Source organism: Williamwhitmania sp. (assembly GCA_035529935.1).
Classification (GTDB): Bacteria; Bacteroidota; Bacteroidia; order Bacteroidales; family Williamwhitmaniaceae; genus Williamwhitmania.
Genome location: DATKVT010000126.1, coordinates 13,509 through 32,490 on the forward strand (window position 1 = coordinate 13,509; position 18,982 = coordinate 32,490).

The 18,982-nt window shown below is 41.6% G+C and carries 16 protein-coding genes; 11 read left to right on the forward strand and 5 right to left on the reverse strand.

The window, feature by feature from the left end:
- The first annotated feature begins 32 nt into the window (after positions 1 to 32).
- From VMW01_09840 to VMW01_09870, 7 genes are all read left to right on the forward strand, one after another.
- Positions 33 to 3,212 carry a SusC/RagA family TonB-linked outer membrane protein gene (locus VMW01_09840; protein HUW06553.1) on the forward strand — a complete coding sequence of 1,060 codons (3,180 nt, stop codon included), beginning with the start codon at positions 33 to 35 and terminating at the stop codon, positions 3,210 to 3,212.
- A 19-nt stretch (positions 3,213 to 3,231) separates the two neighbouring features.
- Positions 3,232 to 4,722 (forward strand): SusD/RagB family nutrient-binding outer membrane lipoprotein, encoded by a 1,491-nt coding sequence (locus tag VMW01_09845; GenBank protein HUW06554.1) that lies wholly within the window; start codon positions 3,232 to 3,234, stop codon positions 4,720 to 4,722.
- A gap of 16 nt (positions 4,723 to 4,738) precedes the next feature.
- Positions 4,739 to 5,488: an immunoglobulin-like domain-containing protein gene (locus tag VMW01_09850; protein ID HUW06555.1), complete on the forward strand. Its 750-nt coding sequence runs from the start codon at positions 4,739 to 4,741 to the stop codon at positions 5,486 to 5,488.
- Positions 5,489 to 5,501: 13 nt separating this feature from the next.
- On the forward strand, positions 5,502 to 6,053 hold the full coding sequence (locus tag VMW01_09855; protein HUW06556.1) for a lipid-binding protein: 552 nt from the start codon (positions 5,502 to 5,504) through the stop codon (positions 6,051 to 6,053).
- 93 nt (positions 6,054 to 6,146) lie between these two features.
- Positions 6,147 to 6,746: an adenylyl-sulfate kinase gene (gene cysC, locus VMW01_09860; protein ID HUW06557.1), complete on the forward strand. Its 600-nt coding sequence runs from the start codon at positions 6,147 to 6,149 to the stop codon at positions 6,744 to 6,746.
- Between the two features lie 8 nt (positions 6,747 to 6,754).
- Positions 6,755 to 7,660: a sulfate adenylyltransferase subunit CysD gene (gene cysD / locus VMW01_09865; protein HUW06558.1), complete on the forward strand. Its 906-nt coding sequence runs from the start codon at positions 6,755 to 6,757 to the stop codon at positions 7,658 to 7,660.
- Positions 7,661 to 7,668: 8 nt separating this feature from the next.
- Complete coding sequence (locus VMW01_09870) at positions 7,669 to 8,967, forward strand: GTP-binding protein (GenBank protein HUW06559.1); 1,299 nt, start codon at positions 7,669 to 7,671, stop codon at positions 8,965 to 8,967.
- Positions 8,968 to 9,043: 76 nt separating this feature from the next.
- On the opposite strand, the gene VMW01_09875 is transcribed toward VMW01_09870, so the two are convergent.
- Positions 9,044 to 9,172: a hypothetical protein gene (locus tag VMW01_09875; GenBank protein ID HUW06560.1), complete on the reverse strand. Its 129-nt coding sequence runs from the start codon at positions 9,170 to 9,172 to the stop codon at positions 9,044 to 9,046.
- Positions 9,173 to 9,184: 12 nt separating this feature from the next.
- Positions 9,185 to 9,994 carry a C40 family peptidase gene (locus VMW01_09880; protein HUW06561.1) on the reverse strand — a complete coding sequence of 270 codons (810 nt, stop codon included), beginning with the start codon at positions 9,992 to 9,994 and terminating at the stop codon, positions 9,185 to 9,187.
- Positions 9,995 to 10,091: 97 nt separating this feature from the next.
- Between VMW01_09880 and VMW01_09885 the strand changes: the two genes are divergently transcribed.
- Positions 10,092 to 12,191, forward strand: a complete 2,100-nt coding sequence (locus tag VMW01_09885) for an HDIG domain-containing protein (GenBank protein ID HUW06562.1) — start codon at positions 10,092 to 10,094, stop codon at positions 12,189 to 12,191.
- A gap of 44 nt (positions 12,192 to 12,235) precedes the next feature.
- Here VMW01_09885 and VMW01_09890 read toward each other — a convergent pair whose 3' ends face one another.
- The 3 genes from VMW01_09890 to VMW01_09900 all read right to left on the reverse strand — a co-directional run bounded on the left by VMW01_09890 (position 12,236) and on the right by VMW01_09900 (position 16,110).
- Positions 12,236 to 12,880: an outer membrane lipoprotein carrier protein LolA gene (locus VMW01_09890; GenBank protein ID HUW06563.1), complete on the reverse strand. Its 645-nt coding sequence runs from the start codon at positions 12,878 to 12,880 to the stop codon at positions 12,236 to 12,238.
- A 20-nt stretch (positions 12,881 to 12,900) separates the two neighbouring features.
- Positions 12,901 to 15,414 (reverse strand): DNA translocase FtsK, encoded by a 2,514-nt coding sequence (locus VMW01_09895; protein ID HUW06564.1) that lies wholly within the window; start codon positions 15,412 to 15,414, stop codon positions 12,901 to 12,903.
- 108 nt (positions 15,415 to 15,522) lie between these two features.
- Positions 15,523 to 16,110 carry a hypothetical protein gene (locus tag VMW01_09900; GenBank protein ID HUW06565.1) on the reverse strand — a complete coding sequence of 196 codons (588 nt, stop codon included), beginning with the start codon at positions 16,108 to 16,110 and terminating at the stop codon, positions 15,523 to 15,525.
- 299 nt (positions 16,111 to 16,409) lie between these two features.
- Between VMW01_09900 and arcC the strand changes: the two genes are divergently transcribed.
- The 3 genes from arcC to VMW01_09915 all read left to right on the forward strand — a co-directional run bounded on the left by arcC (position 16,410) and on the right by VMW01_09915 (position 18,783).
- Entirely contained in the window at positions 16,410 to 17,369 is a 960-nt protein-coding gene (gene arcC, locus VMW01_09905) for a carbamate kinase (protein HUW06566.1), read from the forward strand.
- Between the two features lie 45 nt (positions 17,370 to 17,414).
- Positions 17,415 to 18,413, forward strand: a complete 999-nt coding sequence (argF, locus tag VMW01_09910) for an ornithine carbamoyltransferase (GenBank protein ID HUW06567.1) — start codon at positions 17,415 to 17,417, stop codon at positions 18,411 to 18,413.
- 109 nt (positions 18,414 to 18,522) lie between these two features.
- Positions 18,523 to 18,783 (forward strand): RNA-binding protein, encoded by a 261-nt coding sequence (locus VMW01_09915; protein HUW06568.1) that lies wholly within the window; start codon positions 18,523 to 18,525, stop codon positions 18,781 to 18,783.
- The last annotated feature ends 199 nt before the right edge of the window (positions 18,784 to 18,982 follow it).

An 18,982-nucleotide genomic window follows, 5' to 3' on the forward strand; every position in this document is an offset into this window, starting at 1 on the left:
AATTGCCTTATTATAAACCTAAAACTTAATCTATGAAACGATTATCAGCTCTTCTTGTCCTGCTGATGCTTGTGGTTTCGTTTGCCCAAGCTCAGTCACGGCAGGTTACAGGAACGGTTACCAGTTCGGATGATGGATCGCCTTTAATTGGTGTGTCTATTCAGGTAAAAGGTACTGTTACCGGTGGTACTACCGATTTAGATGGTAAATACAGCCTGAATGTTCCGGCAAACGGCACTTTGGTGTTTAGTTTTGTTGGATACAAGCCTCAAGAGGTACAGGTTGGAGAACGTTCAATTGTAAATGTTATTCTTGAATCTTCAGCTACCAAGATGGAGGAAGTTGTTGTTACAGCTATTGGTATCAAGCGTTCTGAGAAATCACTCGGATATGCCGCTACTAGCGTTGGCAGCGATGATCTTTCCAAAGCACGTGATGCCAGTTTGATGGGATCACTTCAAGGAAAGGTTGCTGGAGTTACTATTTCATCTGGTGGTGGAACCCCTGGTGCTTCAACAAAGGTTATTCTTCGTGGCTATTCCTCAATAACTGGAAATAATAGCCCACTGTACATTGTTGACGGTTCTCCAATCAATAACTCTCAGGCTGATAGGAATGGAGCAGACTTTGGTAATGGTGCAAACGTGGTTAACCCGGATGATGTAGCTTCTGTTACGATTCTTAAGGGTGCTTCTGCAACTGCTCTCTATGGATCTCGCGCTGCAAATGGGGTAATCATGATTACCACAAAAAGCGGTAAGAGTAACAAGGGTAAGAAAATTACCGTTGAATATTCTGGCAATGCAACATTCTCTACCCTTCTTAAGCTGCCTCAGATGCAGAATGAGTATGGTCAGGGTTGGGGCGGTGTATTCCAGTTTCAAGAAAATGGTTCTTGGGGTCCTAAATTTGATGGTAAAATTCGCCCATGGGGTGCTATTTACAACCATAGCCAGCAGATTAAACCATTTGTAGCTGAGCCTAACAATATTAAGGATTTTTATGACGTAGGAACTTCCTATACCCATTCTATTGGTTTGAGTGGTGGTAATGATGATTCTAATTTCTACCTGTCCTTTTCGAATACTTCTACGGATGGTATTATTCCTGGCAATGCGGATACTTATGTAAGGAATAACGTTTCAGTAAAAGGGAGCACTAAAGCAAATAAGTTTACCATTGGTGGAAGTGTGAACTATGCTAAAACGCAGGGTAAAGTTCTATCAGATGGATATGGTGGAACAAGTGCTGCTTCAAACTTATATTCGGAGATTCTTCAGATACCTCGCGATATGAGTATTGTTGACTTTAAGGATTTGAATAATCCTTTTAATCAAGAAAACTGGTATTTTACCAACTATGCCTTTAATCCATACTATGCAATCTCTGCAAATGGAAATAAACGAAATGAGGATAGGGTATTTGGTAATGTATCCTTAGATTACCAGTTCCTTCCTGAATTAAAGGGAACTGTTAGAATAGGTACTGACGTTGCAAATTCTCAGGAAAAGTCATGGGAGGCTGTTTTAAACTACGATCCCAATTCTTGGGCAAATGTCAATCCTGAGGGCACAAAGAAGGCACCAAACCCTGGTTACTATTCTGAGGATTTCCTTTTTAGAAGGGAACTTAATATTGATTACCTATTAACTTACCAAAAGGATATCACTCCATCAATAAATATCAATGTTCTTGGTGGGTATAATATTAACCAAAGGAACCTCAAGGAATTGTATAACGTTGCTAATTCGTTGGATATACCTGGATTCTACAATATTGCAAACACTGCAGATCCTGTGACTGCAACTACGACTGAATCTATTCGTAGAATTTATGGGATTTTTGGTCAGGTAGACTTCGCTTATAAGAATTGGTGGTTTGTAACTGCAACAGCTAGAAACGACTACTCTTCTACATTGCCTAAAAACAATAGTTCGTTTTTTTACCCTGGTGTAAATACTGCAATTGTTCTCTCTGATGCAATTCCTGCCATTCAGCCATATATTCCTTTTGCAAAGGTAAGGCTTAGCTGGGGTCGAACAGGTAATGATGCTGATCCATACCGGGTTAATTCAGTATTTGAACAGGCAAGTATATACAATCCTTATGGCTACATCAATATGCCAATTGGTGGTCTTAATGGTTACTTAGCAAGCAATACAATTGGTAACCCTAAATTGAAGCCTGAAATCTCAACAGAAAAGGAAATTGGTGTTGATTTTAGATTCCTTAAAAATAGAATTGGTATCGATTTTACTTACTATGATAAGAGTACTACCGACCAGATTTTAGATGTTCCAACGGCTTCTTCTACTGGATATCAATATCAGACTAAGAATTTTGGTGAAGTTCAAAACAAGGGTATTGAGCTTATGCTAAACTTGGTTCCGATAAAGACTACAAATTTTGAGTGGAATGCATCTGTTAGCTATAGCCGCAACAGAAATAAGGTAATTTCTTTGGCGCCTGGTCTGGACGAAGTTCTTTTGCGCTCTATCTATAGCATCGATTTTGTTGCTGTAGCAGGTCAACCTCTTGGCGTTTTCAAAGGTTACGTTAATGAATTAGACCCTCAAGGTCATATAGTAGTTGATGCAAACGGTTATCCTAGGGCAAGTACCACCAAGGGTGTTCTTGGAAATGCGGAATCTAAATACACCATGGGTATCACCAATACCTTTACGTATAAAGATTTCACATTGGGCTTTACCTTCGATATTAGAGAAGGGGGCTTAATGTATTCAGGAACCGCTGACTTACAGTATTTCGTTGGTAATGCACCTCAGACCACCTACAATGATCGTCAACCATGGATGGTACCTAATTCGGTATATGGAGTGCAGGCTGGTGATGGAACTTGGACTTACAGTGAAAACACCCACCCAATTAACTATTCCAATGTTACCGACTACTACTATGCTACCAATAATAAAATGGCCGATAATATGCGCTTGATTCCTCGTTCTTACGTTAAGTTGAGGGAGGCAAATCTAACCTATACGGTGCCTAAAAAGTATTTGGGCAAGCTGCCATTAGGAAATTTGCAAGTTTCGGTGTATGGTAAGAATTTACTTGTATGGACTCCTGTTGGTAATAATTTTGTTGACCCTGAGGTTACCTCTTTCGGCAATGACTTAACTGGAGATCTTGGTGAATTCCGTACAAATCCAACACTTAGGTCATTTGGATTTAGCGTTAAAGCTACCTTTTAACCATTAAACTGTGATTCTTATGAAAAATTTAGTAAAATATTTTGCTTTTCTTCTCATTCTTGCTCTTTTTGCGAGTTGTGGAAAGGATTGGTTGGATGTTAATACTGATCCAAACAATGCAGCATCAGCCAGTGCTGAAAATATACTCCCTGCTGCCGAGTTGAATTCTGGCATAGCTATTGGAGGATACTACAATCTTTTAGGCCAAATTTGGAGCCAATACTATACTCAGAATTCGGGTTCGAACCAGTATAAGTATATTGATGCTTTAGGTCTAACAGCGAACAATTTTCAATTTCAGTATGGGCAACTGTATGCATCCTTACTTAATCTGAAGACTGTTGAGTCAGAGGCTGCGAAACAAGATAACTGGGCGTATTTTTTGATGGCTACCGTTGTTGAATGTTACGATTGGCAGGTTCTTGCTGACTTGTACGATGAAATTCCATTCAACGAAGCATTGCAGGGGGTAGCTAATCAGGCCCCACATTTTGACCCTGCTCAGCTAGTGTATGACTCCTTGATTACTAGGTTGGATTATGCTCTTGCTCAACCATTGAATGTTCTTACGGATGTTCAGAAAACAAAGGATTACTTCTTTGCCGCTGATATGGCACAGTGGGTTCGGTTTGCCAATACACTGAAGTTAAAAATCTACATGCGTCAGATGTACATTAGACCCACTGTAGCCCAAGCGGGTATTCAGCAGCTTTATGCTGATGGAGCAAACTTCTTAACTTCTGATGCTAAGTTGGATATGTTTGAAAATGCCAAAGGTAAGGATAACCCACTTTATGAATTTGATCAGCGATTAAATACTACAACCAATTTGGCCATCAGCGCTACCATTTATAAGTATTTTCTATCTAATGCTGATCCTCGTCTAGCTAAATTGATTAATTCTGGTGGTGTAAATCCTCTTCCTCAGGGTGGTAATCAAATTCCGACAACCCTTATTGATAAGGTTATTACTGCAAAGTTAAATGTTACTGATCCGGTTTACTTTATTTCTGCAGCAGAATCTTATTTCTTGCAGGCAGAGGCAGTTGCAATGGGTTGGGGAACAGGTGACGATCAGGCTTTGTATAACTCAGGCGTTTTGGCTGCATTTAGTCGCTTTGGTTTAGATGGTTCTTCGTTTATTGCTCCAGGCGGTGCCTATGTGTATCATCCTGCTGGTAATTTTGAACAGAAACAGCATGATATTATCATGGCAAAGTGGGCTTCAATGGCTCGGGCTCAAGGTCTTGAATCCTATCTCGAAACCAATAGAACTCACTATCCTATAAAATCTTCTTTAAACAGTAATAATTGGAATACTAATAACTTTGATCCAACCAATACTGATTATGTAAGTTGGACAGGTGGAGAGAGATTGTATCCTTTGAATGGATCAACGGGTTATTTTCCACTTAGGTTGGTTTTTCCTGCTTCGGAAAGACTCAGCAATAGTAATACTCCTGCAGAGATTCCTTCTTCTGCTCACGTTTGGTGGGATGTTAAACCTTAATTAAACCTTAAGAACTATGAAACGATTATTATATTTAGGTGTAATCTACTTTTTTGCTGCTAGTTTATTTTCTGGCTGTGAAAAGATAACAACGGGGGGTATTTCTTCAATGAGGTACTATCCAGCTATTACCTTGCAAGGTGCTGCTGCGATTACCATTAACGAAGGTGATAGTTATGTAGATCCTGGAGCTACTGCGGAACAGAATGGTGTTGCACTTGATGTGGTTACTACTGTAACTAGCCGTTATTTTGGCTACTCTGGGTCTACTATTGATAACAATAAGCCAGATGATTACTTCATAAATTATACTGCAACCAATGATGAAGGTCATTCTGCTACCGCCTCTAGGGTTGTTACAGTTAGACCACATCAGGGTGATTTTGTAACAACCATCGATGGTTTATATTTGGCCAATGTTTCACGTACTCCTTCACAAGGGACTGTAAGTGCTACTGCTGATTTTGGCCCAATTATGGTCATCCAAGTTAGCGGCAATACCTATGTTATGACTGATGGTATCGGCGGTTACTATACCTTTGGGAGAGGATTAGGAGATAGCTATCTTGCTCCAGGAGCTACTTTTACTGCTGATATGGTTAACAATGTTGGTACTCCAGGACCTGATTATACTGTAAATACATTTGGCGGTGTAGTTAGCATGACCAATATTATTATTGACCCTGTTAATAAACGTATTACCTTTTCCGCTGTATGGGATGCAGGTTATACTTTTAATGTTACAATGAAGCAGATCCAAAACTAACAACTAGACTGATATGAAAAAAGGATTAATATTATTGATGTTCGGAGCCGCTGTCCTTTCATTTGGCATCAGTTCTTGTAATAAGATCGATAGTTTGGACGATTACAAGAATGTGAATGTCGGCCAAACTGCTACTATGCCACTCAATGGAGAATATTGGGTTAAGGTGGATATAGGTGTTATTGGAGCTACAGATACTACTTGGTATGCTGATGGACTTGGGTGGGGTTGGATAAGAATACAGTTGTATAATACAGCGTCCAACACTAAGGATTCTATCTGGTTTAGTGATCCTAATGGTTGGTGGGCAGTAGCTAAAACTGCTTGCGTACCGTCTGAAACGCTGATTAAAGCTAGTGTACCAGTTGATAACATGGATCCACGCGAAGCTGGTCAAACGGTTACGTTTCTAGGTGGTAAGGTGTTCCTTAAGGGGACTATTACTCCAGGTGGTAGTGTTGCTGACAGTATTAGCCTTTCCACTATGTATAGTGATGCTGACCCAACATATATTTTTAGATATGGGGGCTACCGTCGTACTGGTTTTCAGGAGGACGAAAACTAGAGCATACACTAATAACTAAATTAGAACCCCCGATTTCGGGGGTTCTTTTTTTTACTCATATTTTGCTACCTTTGCCCATCAAAGTCTATGGGGATGGTAGAGAATATATTTCCCGTTTTTAAAGGAATGCTAGAGCGCGAGGTAAAGGAGAATCGCTTGAAGCAGAGAGGCGTTGTGGTTTGGCTAACCGGACTTTCGGGCAGCGGAAAAACATCCATTGCCATTGCTGTTGAGCAGGAACTGTCTGGATTAGGTTTTTTAACTCAGATTCTGGATGGTGATAATATTCGTGCTGGGTTAAATAGCAACCTTGGCTTTACTGCCGAGGATAGATTGGAGAATATTCGTCGCATTGCTGAGACTGCTAAACTCTTTGCTCACTGTGGGGTTATTACTATCTGCTGTTTTGTTAGCCCGGAGGTCAACATGCGTGAAAAGGCTAAGCAGATAATCGGTGAGGGGGACTTTTATGAGGTTTTTGTTAATACCTCAATGGAGACCTGCGAGCAGAGAGATGTTAAGGGGCTTTACAAAAAGGCAAGAGAAGGGAAAATAGAGCATTTTACGGGAGTTAATGCACCGTTTGAAGCTCCCTTAAATCCATTTTTGGAACTTAAAACCGAAGGCTATTCAGTTATGGAGTGTGCTTCGATTTTGGTGAATGCAATGATGGATCGAATAAAGTTGAAGTAAGTTACAGTATGGATAGAATTGTATTGAATCATTTGCGCGAGTTGGAGGCTGAATCCATTTATGTGATTCGGGAGGTGGTAGCGCAGTTTGAGAATCCAGTCATGCTTTTTTCCGGCGGCAAGGATTCCATTGTCATGTTTCATTTGGCACGCAAGGCTTTTTGGCCTGCAAAAGTGCCTTTCTCCCTTATGCATATAGATACGGGCCATAATTTTCAGGAGACACTTGACTTTCGTGATCAGCTGGTTGCAGAGGCCGGAGTGAAAATCTTCGTGCGCTATGTTCAGGATTCCATCAATAGTGGCCGTGCTATCGAGGAGAAAGGAATTAATGCTAGCCGAAATAAGAATCAAACTGTTGCTTTGCTCGACGGGTTGGAGGAGCTCAAGGTTGATTGTGCCATGGGTGGCGGCCGTCGTGATGAGGAGAAAGCTCGTGCCAAGGAGCGATTCTTTTCTCACAGAGATGAATTTGGACAGTGGGACCCAAAAAACCAGCGACCCGAGCTATGGAACCTATTCAACGGTAGAAAGCTCATGGGGGAGCATTTTAGAGTTTTCCCCATTAGTAATTGGACCGAAATGGATGTATGGCAATACATACTACTTGAAAATATAGCCTTACCTTCGCTTTACTTTTCTCATGAACGAGAAGTTTTTGAGCGTGACGGCGTACTATATGCTCAATCGGACTTTATGCAGATGAAACCAACTGAAAAGTTGGAAAAGAGGATCGTTCGCTTTCGAACCATTGGTGACATGACCTGTACTGGTGCTGTTGAGTCGGTGGCACAAAGTCTTGAAGATATAATTGAAGAGGTGGCTGCAACTCGTGTAACTGAGCGAGGTACTAGAGCTGACGATAAGCGTTCAGAGGCAGCAATGGAGGATAGAAAAATTGAGGGATACTTTTAATAATGGCTATGAGCAGTTTTAATAACGGCGACGATTTAAGCATGAATACTCGAGGCTACCTCGATATGGAGCTGCTGCGGTTTACTACGGCTGGCAGCGTCGACGACGGAAAGAGCACGTTGATTGGTAGGTTACTTTACGATAGCAAGGCAATATTTGAGGATCAGCTGGAAGCAATACACCAGGCAAGCATAAAGCGGGGACACGAACATGTCGATTTGGCCCTGCTTACCGATGGTTTGCGTGCTGAGCGAGAGCAGGGGATTACCATAGACGTTGCATATCGTTACTTTGCAACACCACGAAGGAAGTTTATTATTGCCGATACTCCAGGTCACATTCAATACACGCGTAATATGGTGACCGGTGCCTCTACCGCCAACCTGGCTATTATTTTGGTTGATGCACGGAATGGTGTTTTGGAGCAAACCATACGCCACTCCTATATTGCAGCCCTATTGGGAATTCCACAGGTGATTTTTTGCATTAATAAGATGGACCTCGTTGACTTTAGTCAGGAGGTTTTTAACCGCATAAAGACCAATCTCGTAGAGTTGGCAAAGCAGGTTGGTCTTGGCCAAACCTGGTATATGCCCATAAGTGCGCTCAAGGGCGACAATGTAGTAACACAATCGGAGGCCATGCCCTGGTTTACAGGAAAGCCTTTGTTAGAGTTGCTTGAGACCGTAGAGGTTATTCGGCACGAGAAATCTGATGCTGCACGATTCCCTGTTCAATATGTTATTCGCCCTCAGAGCGAAAAATTTCATGATTATCGCAGCTACGCTGGACGAATTGCCGGCGGCACTTTTAGGGTAGGCGACAAGGTGGTTGTTCTTCCTTCTGGGTTAAAGTCTTCCATTGCGGCTATCGATTTTGCTAGTGAGCCACTGCAAGAAGCCTATCAGCCCATGTCCGTATCACTTCGCTTAACGGATGATGTAGATATTAGCAGAGGCAACCTAATTGTGAAGGAGGGCGAGGAGCCACGGAGTGGGCAGGAGTTGGAGATAATGTCGTGCTGGTTAAATGAGCAGCCAGTTGTAGTTGGTGGGAAGTATATACTAAGGCATACCACCTCAGAGCTGCGATGCATTATAAAGGAGATCGTTTACAAGGTAAATATTAATACGCTGAAAAAGGTGTTAGACGATAAGCAGGTAGGCCCTAACGACATTGCATTACTTCGTGTAAAACTTACAAAACCCATTTTCTTTGACTCTTACAACCTAAATCGAAACACGGGAAGCGTAATCCTGATTGATGAGGCTACAAATGCTACAGTTTGTGCTGGGATGATTAACTAATTGAGGATATATTTTTCTGACAAAGCAAAGGCCTTTTTGGCCTTTCTTTATTAATGCGTGGTTGGGTTTTTAGGACTTACTTATCGTTATCATCCTCTTCTTCTAGCTGATCCCCATCATCCTTCTCGTAGAAGTGTCTGCGGTAGATAAGGTAGCCGACAACCAAGGCGGCAATGAAAAAACCAAGCAATTGATAGCGTATCATATGTTGATGGTTTTATTGTAAAAAAATTCGCTTAATTATGCGCAGCTTATGGGTGTAGATACTTTTTTCGTTATTGAAAATTCCTTGATGATCAATGCTATCTATTCTAACCCTTCCAGAAGCATGTATGATTTTACCCTCAGAGGCAATAAGGCCAACGTGTGTTATAAGCCCTTCCTCGTTGTCAAAAAATGCAAGATCCCCCGGCTGAACTTCCGTAATAAAATCGACAGTTTTGCCTGTTGATGCTTGTTGTGAGGCATCTCTAGGTATAAATATGTCGTGTATCCGATATATTGTTTGCGTAAAACCAGAGCAGTCGAGTCCAAAGATGGATTTGCCACCCCACAGATATGGGGAATTAATAAAGTGCATTGCTGTGGTAGTAACATCTGTAGGCTTAGCTGCAGCAACTTGGTTTTTGAAGGTTAACGACCCTGCTGTAGGGTGAAAGTAACCTCCTTTGGGCTCCCTTTCGAAAATAAAAGCTCCGGGCGGCATCGTATATTCCATGTTTGCTTCCCCAATATGGCATTGGTCTACCATTGAGGTAATTATTAGAGCAGCATTGGCAATGGTAGCAAATTCTGCATCGGAGAGTGCTTTTACCATATTGCTGCTAACCCAGCCTTGATACCCATCGGCCATTGATTGAACTAACAGCCACGATTCAGCAGTATCATTAATCTCAATCGGTTCGCCCCACAGCAGCTGCGATACCATTTCTGAGGATTCAGATGGTTCTCTTCGCATAGGGACGATGGTTTCCACCGCGATGGCCTTTTTGCTGTTTAGTTTGTATTTAAACGGGAACTTTCCCATGTTAGCGTAATTTTTGTACATTTGTTCAATGCTTGAAAGTTAAGGAATTTTACTACCAAGGGAAAGGTTTTTGATGATAAAACTGACTAAAAATAATTTGAGAGCGATTCTTCGAATTGTTATTTTTGCCGCGGCTACTGTGGCTGTAATCTCCATCCTGCCCCACGAAGGGAAGTTCAAATTCGAATTTCAAAAGGGTAGACCATGGAGTCACGAAACGCTTATTGCTCCTTTCGATTTTCCTATTTATAAAAGCGATTCCCGGCTCCTTGAAGAAAAGAGCGCTGTGTTGAAGTCTTTCAAACCATACTTCGACTTTGATAGTATTACCGTTAATGACGTTGTTGCACAGGAAAGTAGGAGTGTAGCCGATTACCTTACACGAAAGAAGCAACAGCAGAACTTCCCATTTCGTTTTTCAACGCTTAGGAACCCTAATCTTTCTGTGACGAAGCAGGAAGAATCGCTTAGCAATCTTGTTACGGAGTGTTTTAGATTTGTGTATGGCAAGGGTGTAGTTAGCCTATCCGATGCAAATCAGTTCTTTGATGGTACCAGTAATGATGTGCCGGTGGTTGTTTTACATAACGATTTTGCCTATGAAACCATTTCTGGAGAACTTTTTACTCCTAAAATGGCCATGGAATACTTAGTGAATAAGCTGGCATCCTCTTTTTTCCGAACAGAGGATCAGACATTGGCGTTTATTCGTGATGCTGGACTTGAGCGTGTAATTGTTCCAAATGTTAAGTTCGATGAGGACAAAACTTCGAAGGTTAAAGCGGAGTTGCTGGGATCGGTTTCATTAACCAGCGGAATGGTTCAGTCCGGGGAACGAATTATTGCAAAGGGCGACATTGTTGATGCAAATACCTTCATGGTGCTGGAATCGCTCAAGCATGAGTATGAGTCGAGGTTGGGTTATTCTGGTCAAGAATACATTTTGCTTTTGGGTCATTCTTTTTTGGTTGGCATTTGTATGCTCATTCTTTACCTTTTCCTTTTTCACTTTCGGCGTGATATTTTGCAGTCGGTAAGGAAAATACTATTTATAATTCTTCTGGTGGTAACCATGGTTGCCATCTCAGCATGGGTGATGAGTACCAGCACAGTAAGCATTTACTTGATTCCATTTGTTGTTGTACCAATTTTCGTACAAACGTTTTATGATAGTCGGCTCGCTCTCTTTATCCATTTAATAACAATAATGCTGGTAGGTTTTCAAGCACCAAACTCATTTGAATTTATCTTTATAAACTTTGTAGCTGGGGTGGTGGCTATTTTTAGCCTAACAAATGCATACAGGAGAGGAAAACTTTTTGTTGCGACAGGTTATGTGTTTTTGGTGTATGCCTCCATCTTTTTCGCGCTTAACCTGCTGAATGAGGGCAACTTTAGCAATATTGTTTGGTTCGATTATGTTTGGTTTTTAGGGAATGCTTTCCTGATTCTCGTTACCTACCAGCTAGTTTACGTATTTGAAAAAATTTTCGGATTTCTGTCTGATACAACCCTCATGGAACTTTCGGACCATAACCAAGAGTTGCTGCGAAGGTTGGCTGAGGAGGCACCGGGTACATTTCAGCACTCATTGCAGGTTTCCACGTTGGCTGAAGCAGCAGTGTTTCAAATTGGTGGAAATCCTTTGCTGGTTAAAATTGGTGGACTGTATCACGACATTGGGAAGTTGAATAACCCAATATACTTTATTGAGAATCAGGTTTCTGAATTTAACCCTCACCATAATATCGAATTTGAGGAAAGTGCGAAAATCATAATAAAGCATGTGGCTGATGGTGTGCAGATTGCTCGAAAGTATAAGTTGCCGGAACAAATTATTGATTTTATCCGAACTCACCACGGCTCCTCCAAGGTTCAGTATTTCTACCGATTGTATCGTAATAAGTTTCCTGAAGGAGGTATTGATGACTCATTCTGCTACCCAGGACCTCGTCCAATGAGCAAGGAAACTGCCGTGCTCATGATGGCCGACGCAGTGGAGGCTGCCTCCAGAAGTTTGAGTATTGTTACGGCTGAAACCATCGATGAATTGGTAGAGTCCATTGTTAATTTTCAGCAGCAGGAAGATCAGTTTGCCGAGGCCGATATCACGTTTAAGGATATTACAACTATAAAAACTGTTTTCAAGAAAAAACTGCTCAATATTTACCATGTTCGGGTGGTGTATCCTCAATAAAAAAGAGGGAGTAGGCTCCCTCTTTTTTTCTGAAAAGATGTTGATTATCTCAGGTCGTTTATTGTTACTCCTGGATACTTTGCCTCTGAAAAGGTAAATGTGTTCTCGCTCACAGGAATATCGTGTTCAAATTTCTTGATATCGAGGGTATACCTGTTACCATCCTTGCTGAAGTACTTTATTTGAACTGGCTCCATCGTTTTTTGATTGAATGAAAACCGAACAATCGTGTAGGTAGCTGCAATGCTTTTTGGGTAGAGGTCAATTACATAAACAGGCACCTTATTTAAGGTTGTTTCCTCCTTAAATTTATACTTAAAATCTCTGTCATAAACAGTAAAAAGTTTTGCTGGATCATCAAGCAAACCTCCGTCGCCTTCTTTTGGCTCGAGGATATTAACTTCGTTGGCTTCCTTGAGGTAAGTCCATTTGGTTTTGCCGTTAAAGTAGGTTACGGTGCCCATCAAATCGAGCACATACTTTCGGCCTTTGAGGGTAATGGTACCCTTGTGTGTGTCCTTAATGTGTTCCTGCTGATTTTCCAAGGTAAAGGAGAATTCGGAATACATCGTTTTATACCCCTTTGTCTTTTTTGAAAAATCTTCGAGGATGTCTTTTGCACGTTGATCCTTTTGCGAAAATGCAAACATAGGAATCATAAGAAGTGCTAAGAATAGGATTTTTTTCATGCTATAGTAGTTTGTTGAAATTATCGATGGTTGCTGTTGATATTAGAAAATAACTGTTCTAGCGACATCTCGTCCGTTATAAGGACTTGCCGCGCTTTGCTCCCTTCAAATGGGCCAACAATTCCTGCAGCCTCAAGTTGGTCAATTATTCTCCCAGCACGGTTATAGCCAATGGAGAATTTTCGCTGAATTAGTGAAGTGGAGCCTTGCTGGTTCATTACAATAACTCTAGCTGCCTCTTCAAAGAGTTCATCCTTTTTGGAAAGGTCAACTTCTGCCGATTCACTTCCTTCCTCTCCCTTGTATTCGGGAAGAAGAAATGCGGAGGAATAGCCTCGCTGGTTCCCAATAAAGTCTGTAATGCGTTCAATTTCAGGGGTGTCAACAAACGCGCACTGAACGCGAATGAGATCACTACCTGTTGATACTAGCATATCGCCACGGCCAATTAACTGATTTGCACCGGGGCTATCTAGAATTGTTCGCGAGTCGACCATTGCTGATACTCTAAACGCAATTCTAGCCGGAAAGTTGGCTTTAATTACGCCGGTGATAATATTAGTCGTTGGCCGCTGTGTAGCAATAATCAGGTGAATGCCAATAGCACGTGCAAGCTGGGCGAGTCTAGCAATAGGTGTTTCTATTTCTCTTCCGGCTGTCATTATAAGGTCGGCAAACTCGTCAATTACTACAACAATGTAAGGTAGATATTTGTGACCCTTTTCGGGATTGAGCCGGCGCGATACAAATTTCTCGTTGTATTCCTTTATGTTTCGTACGTGAGCAAGTTTTAGCAAGTCGTAGCGGCTATCCATCTCGTTGCACAGCGAGTTTAGCGTGTAAATTACCTTTTGGGTGTCTGTAATAATGGCCTCTTCTGCGTCAGGTAGCTTGGCCAGGAAGTGCCGTTCAATTTTGGAGTACAGCGTTAGCTCGACTTTTTTAGGGTCAACCAGCACAAATTTGAGTTGTGATGGATGCTTTTTGTATAGTAAGCTGGTGAGCATCGCATTCAATCCTACCGACTTACCTTGTCCTGTAGCACCAGCAACTAGTAAGTGAGGCATTTTAGTAAGGTCAATAACAAAAGTTTCGTTGCTGATTGTCTTACCCAAGGCAAGTGGCAGCTCATATTTCGATTCCTGGAACTTAGCCGATTTAATAATCGAGAGCATGGAGACTACCTCCGGATTAAGATTAGGAACTTCGATGCCAATAGTTCCCTTTCCTGGAATTGGTGCAATAATTCTAATTCCTAACGCTGCTAAGTTTAACGCAATGTCGTCTTCTAGGCTTTTTATTTTTGAGATACGAACACCGGGAGCTGGAACTATTTCATACAGCGTAACGGTAGGTCCTATGGTCGCCTTTATCTTATCTATTTGAATTTTATAGTTGGCAAGGGTTTCAACAATTTTATTTTTATTCGAGATTAGCTCTTCGTTGGAAACAGCAGCATCACTGCCCTTATATTCTTCAAGAAGCTCAATAGGTGGCTTTATAAAAGCTGAGAGGTCTAGGGTTGGGTCGTAGACGTCTTGACTGCCTGTATGTGGGTTCGCAAACTCTTCCGCCGCTGCCGACTCTACCAATAGTTCAACCTCTCCGAAGTTATCAACAACTTGGTTTTGTGAATATTCTGCATTTGGTACAGAGGTGATGATGCCTATGTTATTCTCGTCTACTTTTTCTGAAAAGTTTTTAGTAGGGTTTTCGGTAGCTTTTGATGCCAATGAAATTTCGTCGTTATTGGATCCTATGCTTATTACCTCCATTTCAAGGGAATGGTCTTTCTCTTTCAAGTCACGGTCAGGTCCGTTTTTAGCACCCATGATTGGATTTTTTGCTGCAGTAATGGGAGTTTCGACACCATTTGCCCACTCTGGATTTTCTGTAGCAACTATATCAGACTCCTTTTTCTTAAATAGGTCGTGAATAAATCCTACGCTACGGTTAAGCCAGTGGAATCCGTTCTTTGTAGTGAAAACAAGGAAGGTAGCTGTGGCAAATAGCAGCAGCATGGCTGTCCCAACTTTCCCCAAAAAGCTATCCATCCACTTTGTGACAAAAACGCCATGTGCTCCGCCAAGCCCATTTCCCATGTAGCCTTGTGCTGTCCCAAAAAGAAAGCCAAACACCAACGAAGTTAGAATGACAGAGACTATCAATACTCGGCTTGTTTTACGAAAAGGATAGGGTCGAAGCTTCATTAGCCGCAATCCTCCAAGACCAAATATTAAAGGAAATACCAGCGCTGCTAAGCCAAACCCATCACTCATGAAAAGGTTTCCTAAGAAGGCTCCAGCTTTCCCAGCCCAGTTCTCAACCCTTACGTCAGAGGCAGAAAATACATTTTGCCAGCCAAAGCTTTGATCGGCTTTCCAGGTGAACACAAATGAAACGAGCGCAATTAGGAGGTAGAGTGAGAAGAGGAAAATAAACACCCCCGCAATGAACTTAAAACGCTCGTCGCGATGAAACCCCTTCTTGGCCGAAGGGTTAGAATCAGATTTTTGGCTTTCTTTTTTACCCATTTAGCTTGCTTGTGAAAAAACGTTATTCGCAGAATAATAGTGTGCTTTATGTTGCAAAGCTAAATAAAATATGGAAAAGCTGAGTAACGTTTTTACGGATGGTAGTTATTATTGCATTTTAAAGAGCTTAAAAACTTCCAATAACGTTTCCCTGTTAATTCTTTTATAACCGTTTGGAACTGCAAAGTTGCTAATGTTGGCACCGTCATTTTCAATTTTTGAAGCTGCGATTATCACCTTTTTATTGGCCATCATCATGCCAAATTGTAGCATTACCCCATCAATCTGCTCGAATGGGGTATTCTGGTTAGGATTTGGCCGGCCTATCTCGTTAGTGTAATACACCTCGAACGAGGCTTGGCTGGAATCGTTTATGTGAAATTTTGCTATCTGGCAGTTGTAACCAAGAATTTTGTGGTTGCCCTTTTGAGGTGTTATGGTAAAGGAAGGCATATCTTGATATAAGAAGGATGCCCCAAGATTACCCGTTGAATCGGTATAGAACAACTTTTTGTTGAGGAGTTTGATGAGATAGTGGCTTACTTTGGTTTCCCTGTTTTCAATGTAGGTAATGCTAACCATTCCCGATAATCCCTCTATTTGAGTGTTTATCATGTTTTTGTTATACCTAATTGTCATTTGGGTTGGAAGCGTCTTAGCCGTATCGTTTGGATAGGTTATTTGGTAGACCACCATGCCCTCTTGCTTAAGGGATCTATTGGAATTGCATGAAAAAAGTAATAAACCTGTTATGAAGCAGATGTATAGCTGTTTTTGAAGGCTATTCATAGAACATTTTTCTGCAATTTAAGAATTTCTTTGGCAGTATAACTGTTTATGCTGCTCAATTTCCCTGTTTTTTATTAGCCATTAGGTGTCCAATGCCGGTTAGGTGTATCAAGGGAAAGCAAAGGCGATATGATAATGGTTGCTTGTTTTTTGAAAAACAATTTTTAGCTTTGTCCCTTTCAGTCTAATAAATTAACAAATTGTGTATGAATAAATTAGCAGTTGTAGCGTTAGGTGGAAATGCGCTGCTTCGCGGAAACCAAATGGGAACCATTGACGAGCAGGAGCAGAACACAGAGGATACGCTTGAAAATCTTGTATACTTAATCAAAGAGGGATACAGCTTAGTGATTGGCCATGGCAATGGCCCACAGGTTGGAAACATCCTTATGCGTAATGATGCCGGTGAACAAACGTATGGAATTCCGCAAATGCCATTAGATGTGTGCGTTGCCGACTCCCAAGGTGGTATTGGCTACATGATTGAGCGAATGCTACGCAACGTATTGCACAAGCATGGCATTGAAAAGGAGGTAGTATGCCTTGTAACCTCAGTTGTGGTAGACAAGGATGATACAGCCTTCAAAAATCCTACTAAACGAGTTGGAAAAAGCTACACTAAGGGGCAAGCCGATGCATTGGCAAAGGAAAAAGGATGGATTTTTAAGGAGGAGGTTAAGGATACCGTTAGTGGCTGGCGTCGGGTAGTACCGTCCCCTCGGCCAATAAAAATAATGAATGAAACAATAATCGAAGAACTTGCTAGAGAAGGGGTGATAGTTATTGCCGCTGGCGGTGGTGGAGTTCCTGTGTACATTGACGAAAAGGGGAATGTTAGACCATCAGAGGCCGTAATCGATAAGGATTCAGCATCGGCATTGCTTGCTGCTAGGATTAAAGCTGATGAATTCTATATACTCACTGATGTGCCGTATGTGTATATTAACTATAAAAAGCCTGGGGAGAAAAAGATAGAGTTTTTAGATAAGGCAGACACCGAAAAATACCTTGCTGAAGGTATGTTTGGTGAGGGTAACATGGCGCCCAAGATTAGGGCTTGTCTTCAATTCATTGAGCAGGGTGGTTCAATGAGTGTTATTACGGAGGCCACAAAACTTGAGGACATGTCGTATGGCACCAAAATCACCATGCAATACGAAAACTAAAAATGGTTAATTTCGCAACTATAAAAACTTACTAAAACTATAACTATGGCTTTCAATCTTAAAAATAGGAGCTTCTTAAAGCTTCTCGACTTTTCTCCAAAGGAGATTGATTTCATGCTAAATCTTGCTGCCGACCTTAAGGCTGCCAAATATGCCGGAACGGAGCAGCAGATGCTGAAGGGGAAAAACATTGTTCTTCTTTTCGAAAAGGATTCTACCCGCACTCGTTGTGCATTTGAGGTGGCAGCACTTGATCAAGGTGCGCACGTTACCTATCTTGGACCTTCAGGTTCCCAAATGGGTAAGAAGGAATCCATGAAGGATACCGCTCGCGTGCTTGGACGCATGTACGACGGCATTGAATACCGTGGTTATTCTCAAGAAATAGTTGAAACGCTAGGTGCCTATGCTGGAGTTCCAGTTTTCAATGGGTTGACCACCGAGTTTCACCCTACTCAAATTCTTGCCGACTTTCTTACCATGCGAGAGCATACCGATAAACCTTTGTCGAAAGTTGCATTTTGTTATCTAGGCGATGCACGCAATAACATGGGAAATTCCCTCATGGTTGGTGCGGCAAAAATGGGTATGGATTTTAGGGCTGCTGCTCCAAAGGCATGCTGGCCAGACGAGGAACTCGTTGCCAAGTGTCGTGAGATTGCAAAGGAGACAGGTGCTAAAATTACCCTAACCGAGGATGTAAAGGTTGGTGTTAAGGGTTGCGACTTTTTGTACACCGACGTATGGGTATCGATGGGAGAGCCAGAGAGTGTTTGGGAAGAGCGCATTAAGTTGCTGAAACCATACCAGATAAACAAGGCGGCCATGGAAGCTACCGGTAATCCAAATGTTAAGTTTATGCATTGCCTTCCTGCCTTCCACAACCGTGAAACTGCAGTTGGTCAGGATATGTATAAAAAGTTTGGCATAGGCGAAATGGAGGTTACCGAAGAGGTATTTGAGTCGGGTGCTTCTATAGTATTTGATGAGGCCGAAAACCGCATGCACACTATTAAAGCGGTAATGGTTTCGATGTTAAGCTAGTGTAATTCGTCAATTATTTTAAAAAAAGTGCTCCAATAGGGCACTTTTTTTGACTTGCTTTGTTTTTTGGCATACCTTAGTTAAGGTTTTATTTACTAATTCTTTAGCTATGACTATTTACATTGGGAACATTTCCTATTCAATGAAGGAGGAGGAGTTGAAAAGTGCTTTTGAAAAGTTTGGTGCTGTAACCAGCGTTAAAATGATCGTTGATCGGCAATCCGGCCGCTCAAAGGGATTTGCGTTTGTTGAGATGGAAAATGAAGAAGAGGCTATTAGTGCCATTGCCTCTCTCAACAATTCTCAACTTGACGGCAGAAACATTAAGGTGAATGCTGCCCATAGCAAAGATACAGTGCAGGGAGCATAGCGAAAAGAGATCAAGAGAAGCAACTACCTACAATTGGGAGTTGCTTCTCTTTTTATGTAATAACATCTCGAATTACCATATAAAGCATAAATCCGGAAGTTGCGATCTTTACTCCGGTTCCTATTACAAATCCAATAAAACTTCCTATTGCCGCTTTTGTCGCTTCTTTGTTCGAGGCACCACGTGTGATTTCAGCAAT

Coding starts and splice junctions, on each gene's coding strand:
- VMW01_09855 (HUW06556.1), top strand. CDS start 5,502: ATGAAAAAAGGATTAATATTATTGATGTTCGGAGCCGCTGTCCTTTCA.
- VMW01_09840 (HUW06553.1), top strand. CDS start 33: ATGAAACGATTATCAGCTCTTCTTGTCCTGCTGATGCTTGTGGTTTCG.
- VMW01_09875 (HUW06560.1), bottom strand. CDS start 9,172: ATGATACGCTATCAATTGCTTGGTTTTTTCATTGCCGCCTTGGTTGTC.
- arcC (HUW06566.1), top strand. CDS start 16,410: ATGAATAAATTAGCAGTTGTAGCGTTAGGTGGAAATGCGCTGCTTCGC.
- VMW01_09880 (HUW06561.1), bottom strand. CDS start 9,994: ATGGGAAAGTTCCCGTTTAAATACAAACTAAACAGCAAAAAGGCCATC.
- VMW01_09915 (HUW06568.1), top strand. CDS start 18,523: ATGACTATTTACATTGGGAACATTTCCTATTCAATGAAGGAGGAGGAG.
- VMW01_09845 (HUW06554.1), top strand. CDS start 3,232: ATGAAAAATTTAGTAAAATATTTTGCTTTTCTTCTCATTCTTGCTCTT.
- argF (HUW06567.1), top strand. CDS start 17,415: ATGGCTTTCAATCTTAAAAATAGGAGCTTCTTAAAGCTTCTCGACTTT.
- cysD (HUW06558.1), top strand. CDS start 6,755: ATGGATAGAATTGTATTGAATCATTTGCGCGAGTTGGAGGCTGAATCC.
- VMW01_09900 (HUW06565.1), bottom strand. CDS start 16,110: ATGGTGGTCTACCAAATAACCTATCCAAACGATACGGCTAAGACGCTT.
- VMW01_09890 (HUW06563.1), bottom strand. CDS start 12,880: ATGAAAAAAATCCTATTCTTAGCACTTCTTATGATTCCTATGTTTGCA.
- VMW01_09870 (HUW06559.1), top strand. CDS start 7,669: ATGAGCAGTTTTAATAACGGCGACGATTTAAGCATGAATACTCGAGGC.
- cysC (HUW06557.1), top strand. CDS start 6,147: ATGGTAGAGAATATATTTCCCGTTTTTAAAGGAATGCTAGAGCGCGAG.
- VMW01_09895 (HUW06564.1), bottom strand. CDS start 15,414: ATGGGTAAAAAAGAAAGCCAAAAATCTGATTCTAACCCTTCGGCCAAG.
- VMW01_09850 (HUW06555.1), top strand. CDS start 4,739: ATGAAACGATTATTATATTTAGGTGTAATCTACTTTTTTGCTGCTAGT.